The sequence below is a fragment of the Xanthobacteraceae bacterium genome, assembly GCA_019454205.1.
Taxonomy (GTDB): domain Bacteria; phylum Pseudomonadota; class Alphaproteobacteria; order Rhizobiales; family Xanthobacteraceae.
The window spans coordinates 2,513,079-2,530,086 of sequence record CP075369.1 but is presented as its reverse complement, the minus strand read 5'-3'; the positions used below and the strand labels follow the sequence as shown (position 1 = coordinate 2,530,086).

24 protein-coding genes and 1 tRNA gene are annotated in these 17,008 nt (G+C 62.5%); 9 read left to right on the top strand and 16 right to left on the bottom strand.

Going from position 1 to position 17,008, the window contains the following annotated elements; all coding sequences use genetic code 11:
- Positions 1–69: 69 nt before the first annotated feature.
- Entirely contained in the window at positions 70–960 is an 891-nt protein-coding gene (locus KF794_12785; GenBank protein QYK44630.1) for an N-formylglutamate amidohydrolase, read from the bottom strand.
- A gap of 169 nt (positions 961–1,129) precedes the next feature.
- Between KF794_12785 and KF794_12780 the strand changes: the two genes are divergently transcribed.
- The 4 genes from KF794_12780 (at position 1,130) to sugE (ending at position 3,504) form a co-directional block, all read left to right on the top strand.
- A complete protein-coding gene (locus tag KF794_12780; protein ID QYK44629.1) occupies positions 1,130–1,492 on the top strand; it encodes a response regulator in 363 nt (120 codons plus the stop codon).
- A 66-nt stretch (positions 1,493–1,558) separates the two neighbouring features.
- Positions 1,559–1,633: transfer RNA gene (locus tag KF794_12775), tRNA-Val, on the top strand.
- A gap of 164 nt (positions 1,634–1,797) precedes the next feature.
- The gene (locus KF794_12770) at positions 1,798–3,060 is read left to right on the top strand and encodes a Glu/Leu/Phe/Val dehydrogenase (GenBank protein QYK44628.1); all 1,263 of its coding nucleotides are present in this window, start codon (positions 1,798–1,800) and stop codon (positions 3,058–3,060) included.
- Positions 3,061–3,177: 117 nt separating this feature from the next.
- On the top strand, positions 3,178–3,504 hold the full coding sequence (gene sugE / locus KF794_12765) for a quaternary ammonium compound efflux SMR transporter SugE (GenBank protein ID QYK44627.1): 327 nt from the start codon (positions 3,178–3,180) through the stop codon (positions 3,502–3,504).
- Here sugE and KF794_12760 read toward each other — a convergent pair.
- From KF794_12760 to KF794_12715, 10 genes are all read right to left on the bottom strand, one after another.
- Positions 3,501–3,797, bottom strand: coding sequence for a transcriptional regulator (locus KF794_12760; GenBank protein ID QYK44626.1), 297 nt, complete (start codon positions 3,795–3,797; stop codon positions 3,501–3,503). The two genes, sugE and KF794_12760, sit on opposite strands and share 4 nt — an antisense overlap.
- A gap of 4 nt (positions 3,798–3,801) precedes the next feature.
- On the bottom strand, positions 3,802–4,353 hold the full coding sequence (locus KF794_12755) for a hypothetical protein (protein QYK44625.1): 552 nt from the start codon (positions 4,351–4,353) through the stop codon (positions 3,802–3,804).
- 9 nt (positions 4,354–4,362) lie between these two features.
- Positions 4,363–5,349, bottom strand: a complete 987-nt coding sequence (locus tag KF794_12750) for an alpha/beta hydrolase (GenBank protein QYK44624.1) — start codon at positions 5,347–5,349, stop codon at positions 4,363–4,365.
- 198 nt (positions 5,350–5,547) lie between these two features.
- Positions 5,548–6,096, bottom strand: a complete 549-nt coding sequence (locus KF794_12745) for an SRPBCC family protein (protein QYK44623.1) — start codon at positions 6,094–6,096, stop codon at positions 5,548–5,550.
- 29 nt (positions 6,097–6,125) lie between these two features.
- Positions 6,126–6,542, bottom strand: coding sequence for a VOC family protein (locus KF794_12740; protein QYK44622.1), 417 nt, complete (start codon positions 6,540–6,542; stop codon positions 6,126–6,128).
- Between the two features lie 20 nt (positions 6,543–6,562).
- Complete coding sequence (locus KF794_12735; protein ID QYK44621.1) at positions 6,563–6,919, bottom strand: DUF1428 domain-containing protein; 357 nt, start codon at positions 6,917–6,919, stop codon at positions 6,563–6,565.
- A gap of 25 nt (positions 6,920–6,944) precedes the next feature.
- On the bottom strand, positions 6,945–7,445 hold the full coding sequence (locus KF794_12730; protein QYK44620.1) for a VOC family protein: 501 nt from the start codon (positions 7,443–7,445) through the stop codon (positions 6,945–6,947).
- 26 nt (positions 7,446–7,471) lie between these two features.
- Complete coding sequence (locus KF794_12725; GenBank protein QYK44619.1) at positions 7,472–8,149, bottom strand: glutathione S-transferase family protein; 678 nt, start codon at positions 8,147–8,149, stop codon at positions 7,472–7,474.
- A gap of 8 nt (positions 8,150–8,157) precedes the next feature.
- Entirely contained in the window at positions 8,158–8,592 is a 435-nt protein-coding gene (locus KF794_12720; protein QYK44618.1) for an SRPBCC domain-containing protein, read from the bottom strand.
- Complete coding sequence (locus KF794_12715) at positions 8,502–8,918, bottom strand: helix-turn-helix transcriptional regulator (GenBank protein ID QYK44617.1); 417 nt, start codon at positions 8,916–8,918, stop codon at positions 8,502–8,504. The genes KF794_12720 and KF794_12715 overlap by 91 nt, the downstream gene beginning before the upstream one ends.
- 180 nt (positions 8,919–9,098) lie before the next feature.
- On the opposite strand from KF794_12715, the gene ykgO reads away from it, so the two are divergent.
- Together ykgO and KF794_12705 are read left to right on the top strand one after the other, a co-directional pair.
- Positions 9,099–9,224 (top strand): type B 50S ribosomal protein L36, encoded by a 126-nt coding sequence (ykgO, locus tag KF794_12710; GenBank protein ID QYK44616.1) that lies wholly within the window; start codon positions 9,099–9,101, stop codon positions 9,222–9,224.
- A 114-nt stretch (positions 9,225–9,338) separates the two neighbouring features.
- Positions 9,339–9,953 (top strand): tetratricopeptide repeat protein, encoded by a 615-nt coding sequence (locus KF794_12705; GenBank protein ID QYK44615.1) that lies wholly within the window; start codon positions 9,339–9,341, stop codon positions 9,951–9,953.
- Here the strand turns inward: KF794_12705 and pyk are convergent.
- Genes pyk through KF794_12685 form a run of 4 tightly spaced genes read right to left on the bottom strand, consistent with a single transcriptional unit; the run spans position 9,950 to position 14,029 of the window.
- Complete coding sequence (gene pyk / locus KF794_12700) at positions 9,950–11,383, bottom strand: pyruvate kinase (protein ID QYK44614.1); 1,434 nt, start codon at positions 11,381–11,383, stop codon at positions 9,950–9,952. The two genes, KF794_12705 and pyk, sit on opposite strands and share 4 nt — an antisense overlap.
- Positions 11,380–11,850 carry a DUF1036 domain-containing protein gene (locus KF794_12695; GenBank protein QYK44613.1) on the bottom strand — a complete coding sequence of 157 codons (471 nt, stop codon included), beginning with the start codon at positions 11,848–11,850 and terminating at the stop codon, positions 11,380–11,382. Before KF794_12695 ends, pyk begins: the two co-directional genes overlap by 4 nt.
- Before the next feature lie 59 nt (positions 11,851–11,909).
- A complete protein-coding gene (locus KF794_12690) occupies positions 11,910–13,199 on the bottom strand; it encodes a DUF4147 domain-containing protein (GenBank protein ID QYK44612.1) in 1,290 nt (429 codons plus the stop codon).
- Positions 13,196–14,029 (bottom strand): DMT family transporter, encoded by an 834-nt coding sequence (locus tag KF794_12685; GenBank protein ID QYK46702.1) that lies wholly within the window; start codon positions 14,027–14,029, stop codon positions 13,196–13,198. Before KF794_12685 ends, KF794_12690 begins: the two co-directional genes overlap by 4 nt.
- Before the next feature lie 191 nt (positions 14,030–14,220).
- Between KF794_12685 and KF794_12680 the strand changes: the two genes are divergently transcribed.
- Genes KF794_12680 through KF794_12670 form a run of 3 tightly spaced genes read left to right on the top strand, consistent with a single transcriptional unit; the run spans position 14,221 to position 15,639 of the window.
- Positions 14,221–14,985 carry an N-formylglutamate amidohydrolase gene (locus KF794_12680; protein ID QYK44611.1) on the top strand — a complete coding sequence of 255 codons (765 nt, stop codon included), beginning with the start codon at positions 14,221–14,223 and terminating at the stop codon, positions 14,983–14,985.
- A 55-nt stretch (positions 14,986–15,040) separates the two neighbouring features.
- Complete coding sequence (locus tag KF794_12675) at positions 15,041–15,343, top strand: DUF1244 domain-containing protein (GenBank protein QYK44610.1); 303 nt, start codon at positions 15,041–15,043, stop codon at positions 15,341–15,343.
- An 11-nt stretch (positions 15,344–15,354) separates the two neighbouring features.
- Positions 15,355–15,639, top strand: coding sequence for a DUF2312 domain-containing protein (locus tag KF794_12670; protein ID QYK44609.1), 285 nt, complete (start codon positions 15,355–15,357; stop codon positions 15,637–15,639).
- Between the two features lie 9 nt (positions 15,640–15,648).
- Here the strand turns inward: KF794_12670 and KF794_12665 are convergent, their stop codons facing one another.
- A complete protein-coding gene (locus KF794_12665; protein QYK46701.1) occupies positions 15,649–16,950 on the bottom strand; it encodes a DUF882 domain-containing protein in 1,302 nt (433 codons plus the stop codon).
- Between the last annotated feature and the right edge of the window lie 58 nt (positions 16,951–17,008).

The following is a 17,008-nucleotide window of genomic DNA, read 5'->3' as shown; positions in this document are numbered from 1 at the left end:
TCCTCCCTAGACTTGGGCCGCTACAGGCAACTGTAGCGGCCTCTTTCTTTTTCAGGGGTTCGGAGCCGGTTATTCGGCTGCGTCGGGCAGGGGCCGGGTTTCTGCCAGCGCAAAATGCGCGACCGCCTCGATCATGCGTCCCAGGTCAGCGCGCAGGCGATGGAAGGCCGCCGTCTTCTCGTAGAGCGCTTCATCCATATAGAGCGCCCGGTTCACTTCGATCTGGAGCGCGTGCAGGCCGGTGGCCGGATCGCCGTAGTGCTCGGTGATGAATCCGCCCGCGTAGGGTTTGTTGCGCAGAACCGTATAGCCCTGCGCGCGCAGGGTGCGCTCGATCAGGTCGGTAATGCCTGGCGCGCAGCTTGTGCCGTAGCGGTCGCCGAGCACGAAATCCGCGCGCGGCCGCTCGTCGCGTCCGCCCGCGTTCGACGGCATGGAGTGGCAGTCGAGCAGCAGCGCGAAACCGAAAGCTTTCTGCGCACGCGTCACCAGTTTGCGGAGCGTGCGGTGATAGGGCTTGTAGAAATTCTCGATGCGCGTGAGCGCTTCCGTCACCGGAATCCGCTTCGGATAAATTTCGCGCTGGTCGCCCACCACACGCGCCACCGTGCCGAGGCCGCCGGCGACGCGGAGCGAACGGGTGTTGGCGAAAGCGGGCAGGCGTCCCTCGAACATGCGCGGGTCGAGTTCGTACGGTTCGCGGTTCACGTCGAGATAGGCGCGCGGAAAATGCGCCCGCATCAGCGGAATTCCGAGGCCGGCGGCGTCGCCGAACAATTCGTCCACAAAGGTATCTTCGGAGCGGCGCAGCGCCGCCAGATCCAGCCGGCTCAGTTCCAGAAACGATGCCGGATAGGCCCGTCCGGAATGGGGGGAATTGCACACCACCGGCCCCGTCAGGCGGGCCGGTTCCTCCACGTCGAATGCCGGGAGCAGTTCGGTGACGATTTCAGCGCTCATTCCGGCCTACACACGCGCAGGTTAAGGAAAATGTCAGCTTCTCTTTGTGGCAAGCCCCATAGGCCTTGTGAAGGCCGGGGGTTCCTTTATGCACCTTCACCGGCCATTTACCGGATCGGCCCCAAATGGGCGCCGGAAAACGGCCGGAAATATGGGGCGTAAGGCGGCAATGCCGAAGATTCTGATCGCGGAAGACGACAACGACATGCGCCGGTTTCTGGCCAAGGCGCTGACCACCGCAGGCTATGAGGTCGTGCATTTCGACAACGGCCGCTCGGCCTACCAGCGGCTGCGCGAGGAGCCGTTCGAGCTGTTGCTCACCGATATTGTCATGCCGGAGATGGACGGGATCGAACTTGCGCGCCGCGCCACCGAACTCGACCCGGACATCAAGGTCATGTTCATCACCGGCTTCGCCGCCGTCGCTCTGGAAGCCGCGAACAAGAAGACCCCGGAAGACTCCAAGGTTCTCTCCAAGCCGTTCCACCTCAAAGACCTCGTCAACGAGGTGGAGAAGATGCTGGCGGCCTGAGCGCGCGCCTCTGGCAGCGCTTGCCCCTGCCGGGGGCAGCCGATATAGGGGGCCTCCCTTCGCGATGCGCGCGTAGCTCAGCGGTAGAGCACTACCTTGACATGGTAGGGGTCACAGGTTCGATCCCTGTCGCGCGCACCATTCCTTCCCATTTTCCGATCTGAAGGCCGTAAACCGCCGCTATCCCGCGACAGGTACGCGCATCTGCCGATTTTTTAGCCAGAAAATATTGCTCCGCCGCGGACCCCCGTGGCAAAGGTCTGACGCTTTTTTGAGCAGTCACGCCAAGTTTTTCAGGAGCAATGATGTCCGGTGAGAATCTTCTCGATATAGCCCTCGTTCGCCTCGACGACGCGGCACGTCACATACAAATCGACCCGGACGTTCTCGAAAAACTGAAATATCCGCGCGAAACCACCAAGGTTCGCCTGCTGATCCGCATGGACGACGGCTCGCGGAAATCCTTCCTCGCCTGGCGCTGCCGCTACGACGATACGCGCGGGCCGACCAAGGGCGGCATCCGCTTCCATCCCGATTCCACCGCCGACGAAGTCGAGACGCTGGCGTTCTGGATGACCTTCAAATGCGCCGTGATGAATTTGCCCTATGGCGGCGGCAAGGGCGCGGTGCGTATCGATCCGCGCAAGCTCTCCAAGTCCGAACTGGAGCGCCTCTCTCGCGCCTACATGCAGGCTTTCTCGCGCATCATCGGACCCGACCGCGATATTCCCGCGCCGGACGTCTACACCAACTCCATGATTATGGGCTGGATGGCCGACGAGTATGCGCAGATCGTCGGCGAGAATTCGCCCGCGGTCATCACCGGCAAGCCGATCGCGCTCGGCGGTTCGGTCGGCCGCGACGATGCGACCGCGCGTGGTGGTTTCTATCTGGTGCGCGAACTCGCGAAAGATCTTGGCCTCGGCCAGCAAATGCGCGTGGCGGTGCAGGGGTTCGGCAACGCGGGCCAGTTCATCGCGAAGCTGCTCGCCGCCGACGGCCACAAGATCGTCGCGGTCTCGGACTCGTCGGGCGGAATTCACTCGGCTGCCGGTCTGAATGTCGATCAGCTCATCGCCGCGAAGGCGGCCGGCAAGCCGGTCTCGTCTCTCGCAGGCGGCGGCATCCCGACGCTCGATCAGGACGGATTGATTGCCTGCGACTGCGATCTCCTGGTGCCCGCCGCGCTCGAGAACATGATCCACGAAAAGAACGCGGATCGTGTGAAGGCGAAGGCCATCCTCGAACTCGCCAACGGTCCGGTGACGCCGGAAGCCGACGCAATTCTCGCGAAGAAAAATATCATCGTGTTGCCGGACATTCTCGCCAATGCGGGCGGCGTCACGGTTTCCTATTTCGAATGGGTGCAGAACCGGCAGGGCTTCTACTGGCCGCTGGACGAAGTGCATCGCCGTTTGCAGGAAATCATGGTGCGCGAGGGCCGCGCGATCTGGAAGGTCGTGCAGGATAAGAAAGTTACCTGCCGTACCGCCGCCTATGTTCATGCGCTCGGCAGGCTTGCGAACGCGATCGAGGCGCACGGCACGCAGCAGTTCTTTACGAGCTGAGCGCGTAACGCGGCCTGATTTCGCCGTAGTCGAAAGTTATCTAGAAGCGGCGGGGACGACCCCGCCGCTTTTCATTTCACATTGCAGGGACGGCCCTGCGCGCATGGAGCTTCTCTCATGGCGTGGGCAAGCCTTTTTGTCGCCGGCCTGTTCGAAATCGGCTGGGCGATCGGACTGAAATACACCGACGGATTCTCGAAGCTGTGGCCTTCGGTTTGGACGGCCGCCTCGATGATCGTCTCGCTGCTCTTTCTCGAATATGCGCTGCGTACGCTTCCCGTCGGTACTGCCTATGCGGTGTGGGTCGGCATCGGCGCGGTCGGCACCGCGATCATGGGCATGTGGTTGTTCGGCGAGTCGCGCGACATCGCGCGGGTCGTTTGCCTTATGCTGATCGTGGCGGGCGTGATCGGGCTGAAGTTTGTGACGCCGAACGCGGGCTAACTTTCGCTCTCGATGATCTGGCGCAACGCTGCGACGTGCTTGGCGAAGGCGGCGCGGCCCGCAACGGACGCGGTCACGGTAGTCTGCGGCTTCTTGCCGACAAAGGCTTTCGTGACCGCGACGTAGTTCGCTTTCGAGAGTGTCTCGATATGCGCGCCGAGATTGCCGTCGGTCGCGCCGGTCAGCTTTTTCAGGTGGGAGAACTCAAGTCCCTTGCCCTTCGGCAGCGCGTTGAGCGCGGCCATGATCTTCAGGCGCAGCGGCTGGTGAATGACGTCGTCAAGTGCGGTCACTCCGTCAACTCCGCTGCATCCAAATGCCGCCGAGAATCAGTCCGATGCCGTTGACGAAAGCCATCCACAGGCCGAACCAGTCGCCGGAATAGAAATAGCCGATGAAGGTCAGCGCCATCACCGCCGAGCCGATCGCGACGAAAGCCCAGCCCAGCCAAAGCCCAAGCAGGATGTAGGGCAGCATGAAATAGCTGGTCCAGAATGCGCCGAGCTGGCGCGCGCCGAACTGGCCGATGGCGACGCTCCAGACAAATCCGAATGCGATGAACAGCACGAAGGCCGCAAATATGCGCGCATTGAAATTGTTTACGCCTTGACGCCTGGCCGTGACGACGCCGATCACGACCGATCCGGCGATGCCGAGGATCATGATTGCAATCCAGATATAGCGTGACACTTGTGGGGCGAAGAAGGTGATGAGGTATCCCGCGAAGGTCAGCGCTCCCCATAAAATGAGCATTGCGCTTGTCCGCCGATAAAAGAGAGATTGGCGCACGCGGGCGCCAATCTCTTCGATGTCAGCAAGAGCAGAATTTGCCTCGCGGCTGTCTATCATGAATGCCCCTCATCTCGTGGCGACGTCCTCCGCGATCAGGGCGGTTACGCGCGCATTGCTGACGACGTCCATGTGGTTGGTGTCCGGCAAGATCCGGACATCGACCTTGGGTGCCGTGCCTTGCACCGTTTCAGCGTATTTCTCGGAGAACATCAACTCGTCGTTCGCGCCCGCGATCAAGGTCAGGGGGCCTTTGACGCCGTTCAGGTCGACGCGATAGTCGCGATGCGCACTGAAATTCGCAAGCAGCCGGAACGAATACTGCGACGTCAGAATATTTTGCAGCTTGTCCGGCACGGCGAAGGCAATCACGGGAAGGTCTTCGCAGCAGAGGATTCCGGCATTGCGCAGGATGCTGAGCGCGATGATCCGTGGGATGTTGGGACTGGCCCAGCCGCCCGCATTGGGGCGTGTCGATGGCTCGTTCACGCCGAGGAATGGCGCAAGCAGGACAGTGCGCACGAACAGATTTTGGTTCGGGGATCCCGCGACCCGCAACGCGAAGCCGCCGCCGCTGGAATGACCCACCAGCGTCAACGGTGAAGCGACGCCGTTGCTGCGGATATGGGCGACAAGATCCGCCATGTCGTCGTCGAGCTGGCCGATATATGCGATGTCGCCGTGGGTGCCGGAAGCGCCGTGCCCGCGAATATCGGGCACGAAACTTTCGATGCCGCGGGCCGCGAGCGACTTGGCCAGCGGATGCATGGCGACGCTCGAGCCGGAAGAGCCGTGAATGAGTACGGTTACGCGGCCTGTCGCCGGACCCGTAGCCGGATAATGGCGATAGGCCAGATACGACCCGTCGCGCGCGCGGAAAAAGCGCATTTGCGGCATGCCGTCATTGTCGGACGTGCGTACGGCGTCAGCGATGAATGGCAATGCCGGCGGCAGCCTGAGCGGGTTTGCAATCATTGCAGCCAGTATCAGTGTCACGAGGCCGACGGCGGCAAACAGCCAGCGAGCGCCTCTCAAGATTCCCCAAACAGCAAACATTGTGCTTCTCCAAAATCAGCGGGTTTTTTGCTTTAGTAGAGTACTCTGTATTACAGAGTATAAACCAAAGCAAGGGGCTTTCTGAAGGGGTTTTTGATCTGGGACGGGGGGCGTGCGGATATAGTGCCGGGCTGGCGGAGCGCGGGAGACAGGGAGCGAAAAAGCTTCCGGGCGCGCGGAAGGAATGAAAACGCGCGGCTACTTTTCTACCAGCGCCTTGAGCTGCGCGAGGCCCTTGTCGAATTCCGCATTCATCATCTTGTTCATCGAGAACAGGACACTCATTGCGCGGAACATGAACGGCATCGGACCCTGAATCGCCCACGTCACGTCGGTGCCCGCTACCGACGGCCGCAGCAGAAACTCGATCTTATTGTGCGCCTCGAACGGGCGGGTGAAATCGATGTCGATATCGATGCGCTCGTTCGGCTTCGACGCCGTGATCTGCTGGCTGCCGGCGCCGATCTGCTTGTTGCCGTCCCATTCATAGCGCGCCCCGACGCCGGTATCGGGACCGCTATAGGCGCGCTTCATGCCCGGATCCTTCTGGTCCCACGGCGACCAGTAACGCTGCTGCTTCAGGTCGTTGAGGATCGGAAAAATCCTTTCCGCCGGCGCATTGATGCAGATGGAGCGCTCCACGCGAAAATGATTGGGCTTGAACGCCGCGATCAGCAGGATCGTGGCGAGGGCCGCAATGATCAGCGCGCCGAGGGTCAGCACGATATAGAAGGGCGTGAACATCATGGCCGGGTGTCTCCTTCCTCGCGACGGTATCAGCTTTTCGCGAGCGTGTGCGCGAAGCTCCACGAATGGCCGAACGGATCGACCACCTGCGCGTAGCGGTCGCCCCAGAAGGCGTCGTGCGGCGCCATGATCGTTTCCGCCCCCGCTTCGACCGCGCGCCGGAAGGCAGCATCGCAGTCGCTTACGTTGATATGGACGGTCGTGGACGTCGAACCCATGCGCGCAGGCGAACCGATTTTGTCGGGGCGGCATTCCTTGTATTCGGGGAAATCGTCGTGAAGGAAAACCTGCGCGCCGCCGATGTCGAGAGCGGCGTGCATCAGGCGTTTGCCGTCTTCGTGGGGCACGCGCATTACTTCGGTCGCGCCGAGCGCCTTTTTATAGAATTCGACCGCGTCGGCGGCGCCGTGAACACAGAGATGCGGAAAAATGGTTTGCGCTGTCATCGTCTCATGCTCCTTGCGCGTCAGGTTACGATGGTCTTGAAGCCGCCGAAGATCATGCGCTTCGTGTCGAAGGGCATCGCCTTCGGGTCCATCATCTTGGCGAGGCGTTTATCCTTCATCACGTTTTTCATCACGGCGTCACGGTGCTTGCGCGACTTGTACGTGATCCAGGAAAACACCACGGTTTCGTTCGGCTTGCGCTTTACGCTGCGCGGAAAGGAAGTCCGCTTGCCCCACGTCACGTCATCGGCGACACATTCGCGATAGTCGAGCGCGCCGTGATCGCGCCAGACCTTGCTCGCGAGTTTCGCGATCTTCTTGTATTCGTTTACTTTCTTTTTCGGTACCGGCAACACGAAGCCATCTACATATTCCATTTTCATCTCCTGCGTTGTCTTGTTGTTACGCCGCCTTGCGATAGGCAGCTTCAATGTCGGCGACGATGAACTTCTTCATCTTCATGAAGGCGTCCATCACGCTCTTCGCCTGTTCCGGCGTTCCTTCCGAAAGAATTCTGGTCATCATGGCGGGGAAGACCTGCCACGAGAGGCCGAAGCGGTCCTTCAGCCAGCCGCAGGGACCTTCCTCGCCGCCGCCTTCGCGCAGCTTGTTCCAGAAATAGTCGATCTCATCCTGCGTCTCGCACATGAGCTGGAACGAGATCGCTTCCGAGAACTTGAATTCCGGGCCGGCGTTCAGCGCGGTGAAGGTCTGACCGTTGATGCTGAATTCCACGGTGAGCACCTTGCCGGCATCCATGCCGTGGATTTCTTTGCCGGTGTCGGGGTAATAGGCGATCTTGCCGAGCTTCGAATCCGGAAAGACCGAAACATAGAACTCCGCGGCTTCCTTGCCGTTGCCATCGAACCAGAGACATGGCGTGATCGGGGCTGCGAGCTTCATGGTCGTACTCCTTTTCACTTTCTTGCTTATGCCGCGGCCAGCTTGCGCTGCGGTTTCGGATCGAGCGGGAAGAAGTTGAAGAACGGCTCGGCTTCCGCAAGCGCGCGCGAATAAGAAGGGCGCCCCATCAGCCGGCCGAGATAGGCGCGCGCTTCGGGATATTCCTTGCCGAGCGGATAGATCGTGTTCGCGTAGAACAGCGAAGGGGAGGCGGCGCAGTCGGCGAGCGAGAAATGCCTGCCGATCCATTCGCGGCCTTTCATGTGCCAGTCCAGCAGCGCGTAGAACTCGAAGATGCGTTTTTTACATTCCGCGACGCTGTAGGGATCGTGGCTGCCGTCGCTGCGGAACGAGTCCGCGACGACACGCTGCATGCTGTCATGCAGGTAGTTGTCGAAGAAGCGATCCCACATCCGCGTTTGCCAGGCTTCGTCGGCATCGGCAGGGACGAACCGGATCGCGCCTGGATAATGCGCGTCGAGATATTCGATGACGGTGGTGGCTTCGTTCACGACATGCCCGCGCGTCGTATCCTCCAGCGCAGGCATCTTCCCGAAGGGGGAGATCTTGCGGAACTCCGCCGCCGCTCCCTTGTCCATCAGGTTGAGCACGACCGGCTCGAACGCGGTGCCGTTCTCATAGAGTGCGATCAGTACCTTGTGGCAGTACGACGAGAGCGGATGAAAGTGCAGGCGAAGGGTCATGTGCGATCTCATGCGAATTGGGCTGCGAGTTTCTCAAGCGTGCCGGTCCAGCCGCGCTTGTGGCCGTCGGCGGCAGCCTGATCGAAGAACTGTTCGTGGAGGAGGGTGAGCATCGAGCCGTCGCCATCCGGACGAATGGAAACGGTGACGAGCGATTCGCGTTCCGGCGTCGTGTGCCACGCCCAGGTGAATTGCAGGCGCTCCGGCGGAAACACCTCGCGATAGGTTCCGCCGACCTTGTGGAAGTCGCCGTCGTCGGTGTTGAAGCTCACCCAGAACTTGCCGCCAACGCGCACATCCAGCTCTGCCTTCACGGTGTCGAGCAAAGTCTGCTGCGGACCGAACCAGCGCACTATTTTTTGCGGGTCGGTCCAGGCTGCGAAGACCTGCTCCGGCTTTCCGTTGATGTGGCGCTTGAGGGTGACGCTTGGCTTGGCGAGCATGTTTCGTCCTCGATGAACTTGGCGAGACGGTCGAGCTGCTGGGTCCAGAACTGTTGGTAGCGGTGGAGCCACTGCATAGCTTCCTCCATCGGGCCGGCGGTGAGTTGCACCGTCACGGTGCGCCCCGTCTTGGTGCGCGAAATCAGCCCGGCGTCGCCCAGCACGTCGAGGTGCTTCATCACGGCGGGAAGCGACATCGAGAACGGTTCTGCGAGTTCGCTGACGGACAGCGCGTCCTGCCCGGTGAGGCGCGCCAGCAGCGCGCGGCGGGTCGGGTCGGACAGGGCGGCAAAGGTGCGGTCGAGGCTGGGAACAGAAGGTGTCATCGCTGGTCAGGAGCTGGTTTATTACTTAACTAATTGGTTAAGTATTTCGGATGGTCTATGGAGTCAAGGAAAGAATGCCGGAACGCCTGCTTGGCTCCGGTAACGGGCAAAAAGGGGCAAAAGACGTTTGACAGGGCCGGTTACGGCCCCTAGAAACCCCGCCGAACCAAGGATTTGGCTATGAAAGTCCGTAACTCGCTGCGGTCCCTCCGCAAGCGCCACCGCGATAATCGCCTCGTGCGCCGCAAGGGCCGCGTCTACATCATCAACAAGACGCAGAAGCGGTTCAAAGCCCGTCAGGGCTGATTTCCGGCTTCCGAGAAGCGTTTTGCCCGGCGCACGAAAACCGTGCGCCGGTTTGCGTTTGTCTGCGCCCATTTTCGCCTTGCCGCGGCCCCGAACGGGCATAGACTCGAACGCATGAAGTTCGTCCGGGTCTTTGCCCTGATCGCTTTTGCCGTCGCGCTATGCGCGGCGCCCGCGGCTGCGCAGACCAGCGGACCGCCTGCCAAGAAGCAGGTGCAGAAAAAACAGCAGAAGAAAAAACTCGACCGCGCCCAGCAGCTCGACGGGCTGTTTGCCGCGCTGAAAGCCGCGCCGAACGCCAATATCGCGAAGGCCATCGCCGCGCGCATCGACGCCGCGTTGCTGGTGACCGAAAGCGATACGCTCAATCTCCTGATGGTGCGCGCGCGCACGACCATCGAGGCAAAGGAATTTCCGGTGGCGCTCGAACTGCTCGACGCGGCCATCGGCATCAACCCGCGCTACACCGAAGCATGGGCGCAGCGCGCGACGGTTTATTTCGTGCAGAAGGATTATTACCGCGCGCTTGCGGATTTGCGCGTCGTGCTGGCGCAGGAGCCGCGCCACTATCAGGCGCTCGCAGGCCTCGGCATCATCCTGCAGGATCTCGGCGAGGATAAGCGCGCGCTGGAAGCCTTCCGCCGCGCGCTCGAAATCAACCCGCATATCGAGAACGTGCCGGACCTCGTGAAGCGTCTCAAGCTGAAGGTTGAGGGACGCGAGATTTAATCCGCGCCGCCGTCGTCGGAGATGTAGGCGATCCTCACCATGTTGGTCGCGCCCGGCGTCCCCAGCGGAACGCCGGCGACCAGAATCACGCGCTGGCCCAGTTTCACGATGCCCTCGCGATAGGCGATGCTGCACGCACGCTTGATGGTGAGATCGAGGTCCTTCTCGTCTTCCATGTAAACGCAGTGCGCGTCCCACAGGATCGAGAGGCGGCGCACGGTTTCCAGCTTCGGCGACAATGCGATGATCGGCGGCTTCGGGCGCTCGCGTGCGACACGCATGGCGGTCGCGCCCGACGAGGTGAGGCAGAGGATCGCGGCGAGGTCGAGCGTTTCCGCGATCTGGCGCGCGGCCGCCGAAATCGCGTCGGCGCCGGTTGCCTCCGGCGCGAGGCGCTGCGCGGCGAGGCCTTCGAAATATTCGGACTCGCGCTCCACTTCCTCCGCGATCTTGTTCATGGTCTCGACCGCGAGAATGGGATGTGCGCCCGCCGCCGACTCCGCGGAAAGCATCACGGCGTCCGCGCCTTCGTAGACCGCGTTCGCAACGTCGGAGACTTCCGCGCGCGTCGGCACGGGCAGCGTAATCATCGACTCCAGCATCTGGGTCGCGACCACGACCGGCTTGCCGGCGCGGCGCGCGGCGCGAATGATCTTGCGCTGGAGCGCGGGCACGCGCTCCTGCGGCATCTCCACGCCGAGATCGCCACGTGCGACCATAAGAGCGTCGGTGAATTCGAGCAGTTCGGGCAGGCAGGCGATGGCCTGCGGCTTTTCGATTTTCGCGAGCACTGCCGCGCGGCCGCGCACCAGCTTCTTTGCCTCCGCGATGTCGTCGGGGCGCTGGATGAAGGAGAGCGCGAGCCAGTCCACGCCTGCTTCGAGACAGGCTTCGAGATCGGCGCGGTCCTTCGGCGTCAGCGCGGATACGCCAAGCGTGGTGTCGGGCAGGCTGACGCCCTTACGGTCGGAAATCTTTCCGCCCACCTCGACCCGCGTCACCGTGCGATCTTTCGCGGCGGACGTAACCGTCAGGCGCAGCTTGCCGTCGTCGATCAGCAGGCGATGACCCGGCTGCAATGCTTCGAGGATTTCCGGGTGCGGAAGATGCACGCGCTTCGTGTCGCCGGGCGCGGTATTTGCGTCGAGCACGAATTCGTCGCCCGCTTTCAGTTGCGCCGAGCCGCCCTGAAACGCGCCAAGGCGCAGCTTCGGTCCCTGCAAGTCGGCGAGGATGCCGATGGCATGGCCGTTGCGCTCCTCAATGGTGCGAATGGTGGTGATATAGGAGCGCATCGCCTCATGCGGAGTATGGCTCATGTTGATGCGAAACACATCGGCGCCGGCGAGAAACATCTTCTCGATGACGGCGGGGTCCGACGAAGCCGGTCCCAGCGTCGCCACGATCTTGGTACGGCGTTGACGTCTCATTGATTACGAAGCGACTGCGTTTTTGGATTGAGGCCGGGACCGCGCGGACTCTGGTTCTGTTCGGTGAGCTGGACGGTCCAGTTCTTCTGGTCGAGCGTATCGACTTCGAGAAAACCGGTGCGATTATACCCGCGTGCGAGACAATCCGTAACCCCTTGAATGGTGAACTCCTTGTCGCGCGTGCAGAGGTAGGCGCGGCCGGTCCACTCGCCACCCTGATCGTAGTCCTGTGCGTAGAGATAGTAGTAGCGGGCGATCAGTTGCCCGCGCACGAGCGTCTCGCAGGTGTTGGCCGGTATATTCCACCAGCCTTCGGTGACCCAGTGGTCGCCGTCCTTGTAGCCGAGCGCGACGCCGACGCGGCTGTCGGTTCGGTTGCAGACGCGAAAATCCGCAAGCGCGGGCGAGACCGCGGCGAAGAACGCGGCGGCCGCGAACAGCGTGCTCAGGATACGCGCCTTACACATCGGGCGGATCGCCTCGCTCCGTTTCTGCCACTGGAAGGAATGTGCGGTTTTTGTCCCGCTCACTCCTTGCTGTCAACGAGGATAGCCCGGAGGTCGTTTACGTTGGTGAAGGTCGGGCCCGGATTCAGCAGGTCGCCGAGCCGGTCAAAAAAGAAGGTCGAATTGTTGTCGGCGAGAATCCGGGCAGGATCGAGGCCGAGGTTTCGTGCGCGCGATAGCGTGGTTTCGTCGATGAATGCGCCTGCGGGATCGTCGGCATGGCCGCCGCCGCCATCGGTGCCATCGGTATCGCCCGCGACCGCCGCAATGTTCCTTGCGCCGCCGAGCGCGGCGGCTAGCGCCAGCGCATATTCCTGATTGGGTCCGCCACGGCCCTGGCCCCGGATGGTGACGGTCAGTTCGCCGCCCGAAAGAATCGCGGCGCGGCGATTTTCCTTCTGTAGCTGCAACGCGAGACGCGCGTGTTCGGCGGCAACATCGCGCGCTTCACCTTCCACATCCGCGCCGAGCACGACCGGCTCGTAGCCGGCGGCCTTCGCGGCTTCGGCAGCGGCCGCGAGCGATTGCGAAGGCTTCGCGACGATCTCGAAGCGCGTATTGGCGAAAGCCTTGTCGCCGGGCTTCGGCGACTCGTTCGCGGGATTTTCCAGCGCGCTCGCAACGGAGGCGGGCGGCACGATGTTGCGATCCGCGAGAATCTTCCGCGCATCAGCCAGCGTCGTCACGTCGGGCACGGTAGGACCGGAACCGATCACGGACGGATCGTCGCCCGGCACGTCCGAGATCGCCAGCGTCACGACATGCGCGGGCGCGAGGGCAACCGCGAGCCGCCCGCCCTTGATGCGCGAGAGATGCTTGCGCACGCAATTCATCTCGGTGATGTTCGCGCCGCTCCTGAGCAGCGCGCGGGTCAGTGCGCGCTTGTCGTGGAGGGTGATGCTCTCGGCGGGCGCGATCCAGTTCGCGGAAGCACCGCCGGACATCAGGATCAGCGCAAGGTCGTTCGCAGTCGTGCTTTCTGCGAGCGCGAGCGTGCGTGCGGCGGCGGCAATGCCTTCGGCGTCGGGCACCGGATGCCCCGCTTCGACCATGTCGATCCTGCGGAGTTTCCTGCCATAGCCATGGCGCGCGACGGCGATGCCGAGCATCATCTCGCGAGGGAAATTATGCCGGTCGAGATAGAAGGCTTCCGCCGCTTCCGCCATCGAACCCGCGGCCTTGCCGGCAGAGAAAATGAGGATGCGCCCATTCGCGGGCGGTTGCGGCAGATGCGGCGGCAGACAGTTCGCGGGTGCTGCGGCATCCACAGCCGCCCGATAGATTTTCTGGAGAATGTCGCGTTTGTTCATAACGCCGCTCCCGGTGCTTTGGCGCGCGGCCGCGCGACCCAGATGCCGAGCAGGATCAGCACGCCGCCGAGCCATTGCAGCGGGCCGAGCGCTTCGTGCAGTACCAGCCAGCCCAGCGCGGCTGCGCCGACCGCTTCGAGAAAGATCACAAGCGCGGAGAAGGTCGCGGGCAGCTTGCCGAGCGCGACCGCGAGCAGGCCTTGCCCCAGCACCTGCGAAACCAGCGCGAGTGAGAGCAACGTGAGCCAGCCGTTCATGGAGCGCGGAAAGAAATTCGTCTCCAGCAGCATCGCGACCACGAACATGCAGGCGCAGGTGATCGCCGCCGACATGAAGGCGAGGGAGCCTGCGCCGATTTTCAGGCGCATGCGCGCATTGCTGATAGCCAGCATGTAGAGGCCGAAGAAAAGAGAGGTCGCGAGCGCATAGCCGTCGCCGGCCAGCCGCTTCGGCGCGAAAGAGTAGCTCTGTCCGATCAGCGCCGCGCCGCCGAGCAGGCACAACGCGAGGCCGAGAAAGTTCCCCTGCGAAATCCGCTCGCGGAATACCAGCCAGGCACCGAACGCCACCCAGACCGGGGCCATGGTTCCGATGAAGGTTGCGTTCGCAACCGTGGTGGCGAGGATCGCGAGGTGCCAGAAAAACAGATCGCCTGCGAAGAACAGGCCGGAGAGCACGACCGCACGGTCGGTCGAGAACATTGCGCGGCTTTCCTTTGGTTCGCTCAGCGCCCAGAGCGCGAGGAAGGGAAGCGCGAGAAAGCAGCGCCAGAATGCGCTCGCATACGGGCCGACATCGGCGAGCCGCACGAAAATCGGCGAAGCGCCCATCGCGAAAGCGCCGACGACAAGCGCGGCGAAGGCGAAAGCGGTCTGGCGGGCGGGAATGGCAGCGGCGTTCACGGAGTGCTTCTTTTTGTTACGGCCTAGGTAAGCCAAGCCCGTGCAGGAGTCACGCCGCCGTTTACGATGCGGCGTCAGCAGGCTGGCGCACGCTGCATTGCATCATTATTATTTCCGTCATGCTCCAGCGTGTGGGCGATTCCGTTTCCGGCCGGGCGGATTCGTTCGAGATCATCGAAGGCCCCGCGGCGTCGCGTTACATTCTCGTTTGCGATCACGCATCGAACGCGATCCCGCCTGAATACGACAATCTCGGTCTCGATCCCGTACAGTTGAAGCGCCACATCGCTTACGACATCGGCGCGGCGGATCTCACGCGCACGCTTGCGCAGGAGATGGGTGCCCCCGCGGTGTTGTCGCATTTCTCGCGTCTGCTGATCGATCCCAACCGCGGCGACGACGACCCGACGCTGGTGATGAAACTCTCCGACGGCGCAGTCGTGCCGGGGAATGCGAAGGTCGATGACGCGGAAGTCGCGCGGCGTATTGCGCGTTTTTCCGCGCCCTATCACGCGGCAGTGGATGCCACGATCGACCGCGCGCTGGCGGCGGGGGTGCGGCCTGTCCTGTTTTCGATTCACACCTTCACGCCGGTTTTCCACGACGGACCGCGGCCGTGGCATTGCTCGGTGCTGTGGGAGCGCGATCCGCGCCTCGCATCGCCGCTGCTAGCGGCGTTGCGCGCCGAAGGGGACATCGTCATCGGCGAAAACGAGCCTTACGCGGGCGCGCTGGAGGGCGATTCCATGACCCGGCACGGACTGGACCGCGGTCTGCCCAATGCCATCGTCGAGGTGCGGCAGGATTTGCTCGACAATGCGCAGCATGTGGCGAACTGGGCGAAGCGCTTCTCCCGGATACTCACAGGGCTGAAGGTCGCCTAAGACTCCGCCTCTTTCGCCCGCTATAGAGTGGGGCGAGAGTTCCGGAGTATCCGCGATGGGCGCCATCGACGACAAAACCCGCACCGAACTGGAAGCCGCCGTGTTCCGCCGTCTGGTCGAACACCTGCGGAACCGCACGGATGTGCAGAACATCGACCTGATGAACCTGTCCGGGTTCTGCCGTAACTGCCTTTCGAACTGGTTGAAGGACGCAGCCGATGCGAAGGGCGTGGCCATGACCAAGGATGAAAGCCGCGAGGCGATCTACGGCATGAGCTACGAGGAATGGAAATCGCGGTACCAGAACGAAGCGAGCGCCGAGCAGAAAGCCGCGTTCGATAAATCCAATCGTCACTGAAGCAAGAGAACATGGCCGTCGCAAAGAAGAAAGAAGCCGCCGAAGAGGCGGAAAGCCACAACTTCGCGAAGTCGCAGCTTCGCTCCATCGTGGAGCGCATCGAGCGCCTCGAAGAAGAGAAGAAGGCGCTCGCGGACGACATCCGTGAAGTCTATGGCGAAGCCAAAGCCAATGGCTTCGACACCAAGGCGTTGCGCGCGGTGGTGCGGATGCGCGCGCAGGAAGCGAGCGAGCGGCAGGAGTTCGAGGCGATCGTGGATCTGTATCGCGATGCGCTCGGCATCGGCGGCAAATAATAAGGCGCGTTAGCGCGCCGCCTGCGCGGGCGGCGCGTCGAAGCCGATCACGTTCAGTTCAGGACGGCTCTTCTGGAAGCCGTGCGTCACCAGTTCGGGGCGTGCGCCGCTTTGGAACGTCATGTCGACAGCGGCCATTGCCGGTTGCGCAAAGCCGTGCAGCTTGCGTGCGTCCGGAGCGGCGAACTCTCCGGATAGATGGATCAGTTCGTTGCGGGTGACGCTGCGGTTTGGCTTGTCGGCGCCAGGCGCGAACGGTGCTGCGGTCAGCTTGCCCTGCGGGCGAATCTTCGGCGGGAAGGTGCGGTCGTTTTCGCGCGCGTAGCCAAGCGGCGCAGCCGTCCCGGTGGTCTGGGGTTCGTTGACGGCATTCGGGCCGGTGTTCCAGCGCAGTTTCGGTTGCGCGGCAGGCGGCAGTTGCGGCGTCACGCTCGCGACCTTGGTGTTTCGCTGCGGCTGCGGATTGTTTGCGGGCGGCGTTTCTTCATCCGCCTCCGCTTCCACTTCCACGTTTTCCTGCTTGCGGTTCGCGCCGAAGATCGACGCGATGAAATTCTTCAACTGGTTGCCGTCACCGGCGGTCGGCGCTGCGTTGGCGGTAACGATCGCGTCACGTTCACCGAACTGCCCGCGGCGCTGCAATTCGGCCACCGCCTGCTGGAAGTTCTTCATCGGGCCGCTGGCGGAGAGATGCACGGTCTTGCCATCCGGGAATACGCGCGCGAGCTGGTCGTGGCTCATGCGCGGCCAGTGACGGATCGAGCCGGTGTCGAGATGCACGAAGTTCGAGCCGGGATAGAAACCGACGCCACCGCGCTGCAGCCGCAGACCGGCGGCGCGCAGATCGGCAAGTTCGACATCCGGCAGGAAGAAGTCGATCGCACGGCCCTGCATATGCAGGCTGTATTGCGCAACGCCGCGCGAACGCGAACGCAGCATGGCGTTGGTTTCCGGCGAACGGAAGCTCGATACGATGTGGATCGGCTTCTGGGCCTTGGTGTCCCGCACGACTTCCCAGAGGATGTCGAACAGATGCGGGTCCATCTTGATTTCTTTGTCGTTGCGCCAGTCGCGCAGATAATTGTTGAGCTGTGCCAAAGCCGCTTCGTCGTAGCGCCCGTTACGCTTGAACGTGATGGTGATCGCGTCCTTGCGATGCGTATGGAAGAACGAGAGCGTGCGCGTGTCGCCGTTGGCCTGCACGCTTTGCAGCGCGTTCGTCGAGAGTACGAGCGCGAGCAACCCTGCGCCGGCAGCGCATAGGCTGCGGCGGGCTTTCCAGTCGATGCGACGGGCAGCGAAGGCTGTCAGCGGCAAGTATAAAATCCGGCGTGAGCGAGTTTCGCGCCCGGCCGAGGCCGCCGCAAAA

What these genes read in the sequence shown, in the direction of transcription:
- KF794_12785 (QYK44630.1), bottom strand. Translation starts at nt 960, where the DNA reads ATGAGCGCTGAAATCGTCACCGAACTGCTCCCGGCATTCGACGTGGAG.
- KF794_12780 (QYK44629.1), top strand. Translation starts at nt 1,130, where the DNA reads ATGCCGAAGATTCTGATCGCGGAAGACGACAACGACATGCGCCGGTTT.
- KF794_12770 (QYK44628.1), top strand. Translation starts at nt 1,798, where the DNA reads ATGTCCGGTGAGAATCTTCTCGATATAGCCCTCGTTCGCCTCGACGAC.
- sugE (QYK44627.1), top strand. Translation starts at nt 3,178, where the DNA reads ATGGCGTGGGCAAGCCTTTTTGTCGCCGGCCTGTTCGAAATCGGCTGG.
- KF794_12755 (QYK44625.1), bottom strand. Translation starts at nt 4,353, where the DNA reads ATGATAGACAGCCGCGAGGCAAATTCTGCTCTTGCTGACATCGAAGAG.
- KF794_12750 (QYK44624.1), bottom strand. Translation starts at nt 5,349, where the DNA reads ATGTTTGCTGTTTGGGGAATCTTGAGAGGCGCTCGCTGGCTGTTTGCC.
- KF794_12745 (QYK44623.1), bottom strand. Translation starts at nt 6,096, where the DNA reads ATGATGTTCACGCCCTTCTATATCGTGCTGACCCTCGGCGCGCTGATC.
- KF794_12740 (QYK44622.1), bottom strand. Translation starts at nt 6,542, where the DNA reads ATGACAGCGCAAACCATTTTTCCGCATCTCTGTGTTCACGGCGCCGCC.
- KF794_12735 (QYK44621.1), bottom strand. Translation starts at nt 6,919, where the DNA reads ATGGAATATGTAGATGGCTTCGTGTTGCCGGTACCGAAAAAGAAAGTA.
- KF794_12730 (QYK44620.1), bottom strand. Translation starts at nt 7,445, where the DNA reads ATGAAGCTCGCAGCCCCGATCACGCCATGTCTCTGGTTCGATGGCAAC.
- KF794_12725 (QYK44619.1), bottom strand. Translation starts at nt 8,149, where the DNA reads ATGACCCTTCGCCTGCACTTTCATCCGCTCTCGTCGTACTGCCACAAG.
- KF794_12720 (QYK44618.1), bottom strand. Translation starts at nt 8,592, where the DNA reads ATGCTCGCCAAGCCAAGCGTCACCCTCAAGCGCCACATCAACGGAAAG.
- KF794_12715 (QYK44617.1), bottom strand. Translation starts at nt 8,918, where the DNA reads ATGACACCTTCTGTTCCCAGCCTCGACCGCACCTTTGCCGCCCTGTCC.
- ykgO (QYK44616.1), top strand. Translation starts at nt 9,099, where the DNA reads ATGAAAGTCCGTAACTCGCTGCGGTCCCTCCGCAAGCGCCACCGCGAT.
- KF794_12705 (QYK44615.1), top strand. Translation starts at nt 9,339, where the DNA reads ATGAAGTTCGTCCGGGTCTTTGCCCTGATCGCTTTTGCCGTCGCGCTA.
- pyk (QYK44614.1), bottom strand. Translation starts at nt 11,383, where the DNA reads ATGAGACGTCAACGCCGTACCAAGATCGTGGCGACGCTGGGACCGGCT.
- KF794_12695 (QYK44613.1), bottom strand. Translation starts at nt 11,850, where the DNA reads ATGTGTAAGGCGCGTATCCTGAGCACGCTGTTCGCGGCCGCCGCGTTC.
- KF794_12690 (QYK44612.1), bottom strand. Translation starts at nt 13,199, where the DNA reads ATGAACAAACGCGACATTCTCCAGAAAATCTATCGGGCGGCTGTGGAT.
- KF794_12685 (QYK46702.1), bottom strand. Translation starts at nt 14,029, where the DNA reads ATGGGCGCTTCGCCGATTTTCGTGCGGCTCGCCGATGTCGGCCCGTAT.
- KF794_12680 (QYK44611.1), top strand. Translation starts at nt 14,221, where the DNA reads ATGCTCCAGCGTGTGGGCGATTCCGTTTCCGGCCGGGCGGATTCGTTC.
- KF794_12675 (QYK44610.1), top strand. Translation starts at nt 15,041, where the DNA reads ATGGGCGCCATCGACGACAAAACCCGCACCGAACTGGAAGCCGCCGTG.
- KF794_12670 (QYK44609.1), top strand. Translation starts at nt 15,355, where the DNA reads ATGGCCGTCGCAAAGAAGAAAGAAGCCGCCGAAGAGGCGGAAAGCCAC.